Source organism: Thermodesulfobacteriota bacterium, from assembly GCA_039028315.1.
Lineage (GTDB): Bacteria > Desulfobacterota_D > UBA1144 > Nemesobacterales > UBA2774 > CR02bin9.
Genome location: JBCCIH010000211.1, coordinates 1 through 3690 on the forward strand (window position 1 = coordinate 1; position 3690 = coordinate 3690).

General features: G+C 40.2%; 4 protein-coding genes. 3 read left to right on the plus strand and 1 reads right to left on the minus strand.

All coding sequences use genetic code 11. The features are described from left to right. The coding region (locus tag AAF462_10880) for a metal ABC transporter permease (protein ID MEM7009625.1) at nucleotides 1-1110 on the plus strand (1110 nt) is incomplete at its 5' end. Nucleotides 1111-1112: 2 nt separating this feature from the next. Here AAF462_10880 and AAF462_10885 read toward each other — a convergent pair. Next, on the minus strand, nucleotides 1113-1982 hold the full coding sequence (locus AAF462_10885) for a tetratricopeptide repeat protein (GenBank protein ID MEM7009626.1): 870 nt from the start codon (nucleotides 1980-1982) through the stop codon (nucleotides 1113-1115). 229 nt (nucleotides 1983-2211) lie between these two features. On the opposite strand from AAF462_10885, the gene AAF462_10890 reads away from it, so the two are divergent. Next, nucleotides 2212-3498 carry an FAD-dependent oxidoreductase gene (locus tag AAF462_10890; protein MEM7009627.1) on the plus strand — a complete coding sequence of 429 codons (1287 nt, stop codon included), beginning with the start codon at nucleotides 2212-2214 and terminating at the stop codon, nucleotides 3496-3498. After that, nucleotides 3495-3690, plus strand: a 196-nt coding sequence (locus tag AAF462_10895; GenBank protein ID MEM7009628.1) for a hypothetical protein, incomplete at its 3' end; no start/stop codon positions are given. The genes AAF462_10890 and AAF462_10895, both read left to right, overlap by 4 nt.

Below are 3690 nucleotides of genomic sequence, written 5' to 3' on the forward strand. Positions count from 1 at the left end.
AGTTTTGAGCAGTTTGAAATACTACTAATTGCTTCGGTAGTTGCAGCGGCTTGTGCTATACCGGGTGTGTTTCTTGTGCTTCGCCGCATGGCAATGATGAGTGATGCAATAAGTCACGCCATACTTCTTGGAATAGTGCTTACTTTTTTTATGATTCCAGATATGTCCTCTCCAATATTGATCATAGGAGCGACTTTAAGCGGAGTCTTAACAGTTAGCCTCGTTGAGTTATTAAACAAAACCAAACTGGTAAAAGAAGATGCATCTATTGGGCTAGTCTTCCCGGTGCTATTTAGTATCGGCGTAATATTAATAGCGCGCTATGCTTGGTATGTGCACCTTGATGTACACTCAGTTTTGTTAGGAGAGCTGGCATTTGCGCCGTTTGACCGTCTAATAATTTTTGGAAATGATATTGGACCAAAATCCCTTTACGTAATGTTAGTAATTTTATTGCTGAATGTTCTATTCATATCCTTTTTCTACAAAGAACTAAAACTTGCCACTTTTGATGCCGGCCTGGCGGCAGCTCTTGGATTCTCGCCCGGCCTTATTCACTACGGGCTTATGAGTCTTGTTTCGGTTACCGCTGTTGGAGCGTTTGATGCAGTTGGATCTATTCTCGTCGTGGCACTTATGATTGCCCCACCGGCCGCCGCATATCTTTTAACTGACAATCTGAAGAAGATGATATTGCTTAGCGTTCTTCTGGGTATTATAAGCTCAGCTTTAGGGTTTTGGATGGCCATTTTACTTGACGCTAATATTGCAGGATCAATGGCAACTATGGCAGGAGTGCTTTTTGTAGTTGTATTTTTATTTGCCCCAGAGAGAGGAATTATTGCTATTGCCAAGCGCCGCTCTGAGCAAAGGTGGGAGTTTGCTGGTAAGATGCTGGCTATTCACTTGCTTAACCACGAGGGAACCCAAGATGAAGAAAATGAATCTCAGATAGAACACTTAGAACAGCACCTAAAATGGAAGCAGAGTTTTGCACGACGAGTAGTAAATTACTCTGTTAACAATGGTTTTCTTATTATAGACAATGGTAGGCTTGTTTTAACTAACACCGGAAGGGAATATGCTAAAGAATCAATAGTTGGAAATTGATATTAATCTTTGTCAGAAAGAGCTTGTTTTTTAGACATAATTATCTGCATTATCAGAGATAAGAAAACAAGACCCTTGTTGCCGTCATCGTCATCTTTTAAGGACTGTATATAGTCCATATTGTCTTTAACGGATTCATCATCTGGAGCTATTTGAAGAGCAGCTCTTAGCACTTCAAGCGCGTCATCATACCAACCCTTTTCAGCTAATGATAGTGCTAGTGAATTGTAAGCGGGGATAAAGCTTGGGGAAGCGTTAATAACCTCTCTAAATTTAGCAGCCGACTCATCAATCCAGCCAAAGTCAAAATAGCAGTTTCCTATAGAAAGATGTGCCCAGTTATCATTTGGGCAAATTTCCACATGCTTTCTAAATTCTTTAAGTGCTTCTCTGGTCCATCCCATGTCAAAGTAGCATAGACCAAGTTGGTAGAAAATTTCATCTCTAATGTAGTCGAGCTCAGATTCTGAGTTAAGACATTCTTCAAACTTCATAAGCGCATCTTCATATAGACCGGTCGTCCTGTAGGCTAGCGCAATATGCCATTTTGCAAATACGTTATCAGGGTCTACCTCGAGTGCTTGTTCAAATGAATCAATAGACTCACTGTATCTACTCATCCTGGAAAGCGTGATACCTAATTGTGTCCATATATATGGGTCTTCGGAATTTAAATTAAGAGCTTTTTTGAAATAGTGAATAGAAGTTTCGAAATCTTCCATTGCATCATAAGTTAGCGCAATTGAAAGATAAACATCAGGGTCATAAGGCGCAATCTCAGTTGCTTTTTTAAGCTCTTTAAGAGCTTCGCTGAAACGTCCAGCTTCTTTATAATCGTCGGCTGTGTTAAGTAGTCTTTCTAGCCTGCCCATTGGTTCCTTATCCTTTAGCCATTTAAATTCAGTAAAGAATATGTCCGGATACAAAGATTGTCAACACTCTGTATCTTCAACAATAAAATACAAATATTAAGAATGTATAAAAATTAACATACTTTTTTTATTGAATCTCAATTATTTCTCTCTGACGCATCTTTTTCGTCCTAGTTTCATCTTATTTATTACTATCTTTATATATTGTGCTAAGGGGATTTTCGGTTAAATGCATGTTGCAATAATTGGAAACGGAATAACCGGCGTATCAGCGGCCATAAGATTAAGAGGGCTCAAGCCTGATTGGAAAATTACTATGATCTCAGGTGAGTCTGATTATCATTACTCTAGACCAGCTCTGATGTACATATTCATGGGACATATGCGGTACCAGGACACTAAGCTCTATGAAAACAGCTTCTGGCAAAAAAATGATATCAACTTGGTAAGGGGCTGGGTGGCCGAGATAGATTCTGAGTCAAAGAGGCTCATTATGCATAACAGTGAGCCGATTCACTATGACAAACTTCTAATTTCAACCGGATCAAAATCAAATAAATTTGGCTGGCCTGGACAGGACCTCAAAGGTGTTCAGGGCCTTTATGATCTAATGGATCTAAATGAACTCTACGAGAATACTGTGGGGGCTAAAAATGCAGTCGTAGTTGGCGGTGGCCTTATTGGTATTGAGCTTGCAGAGATGCTTCACTCAAGGGGCATACATGTGACATTTTTAGTCAGAGAAAAGTCTTACTGGGATAACGTCCTGCCTGCTCAAGAATCTTTAATGATAAACCGCATAATAAAAAATGAAAATATGGAATTATTACTTGAAACAGAGCTTCAGGAGATTTTAGATGACGGCTCGGGCCGTGTCGGCGGTGTTATCACTAACAGGGGAGAGAAAATAAACTGCCAAATCGTTGGCCTAACAGCCGGGGTTAGCCCAAATATAGATCTGGCAAAGCAATCAAATATACCGAGCGCACGAGGCATTCTAGTTGATTTTGGCCTTCGCTCGCAGATCGAAGATGTTTATTGCGCTGGAGACTGCGCTGAGCTTATTACCCAAGGAGAGGGGCGTAATTTAATTCAGCAAGTTTGGTACACTGGAAAAATGCAGGGCAGGGTTGCTGCAGAGTCAATGGCCGGCTTGGATACTCTTTATGATCCTGGGATTTGGTATAACTCCGCAAAATTTTTAAACCTTGAATATCAAACCTACGGGCAAGTAAACAACGGTCAGGGACTTGTTGCTATCCCTGATGAAAAAAATCTTTACTGGGAACATAAAAACCATCTACATTCTCTAAGGTTAGTTCACGATGATAACAAAGTTCTAGGCGTAAACGTTATGGGTCTTAGATATAGCCACAAAGTCTGTGAGAATTGGATAAAAGAGCAAAGAAGCCCAGAGTATGTTTTGGATAATTTGTCCAAAGCTAATTTTGACCCGGAGTTCTTCAGAAAACACGAATCAGAGATCGTAGGAACCTTTAAGGAGCAGGTCGCATGATTGATTCCAAAACTCTAAATTACGAGTTTGATGAGGAAAAGAGCGGATTTCCAGAGCCTCCAAAAGCAGAAGTAAAGCCTCTTTCTATTTCTGAGAAACTCTCTTTGGGATTAGTTGGATTAGGGGTGCTGTTTTTTATAATTATGCTTTTTAACACCCCTCTAAGAGGAACCTGGAGCGGCTTTCTTCTAG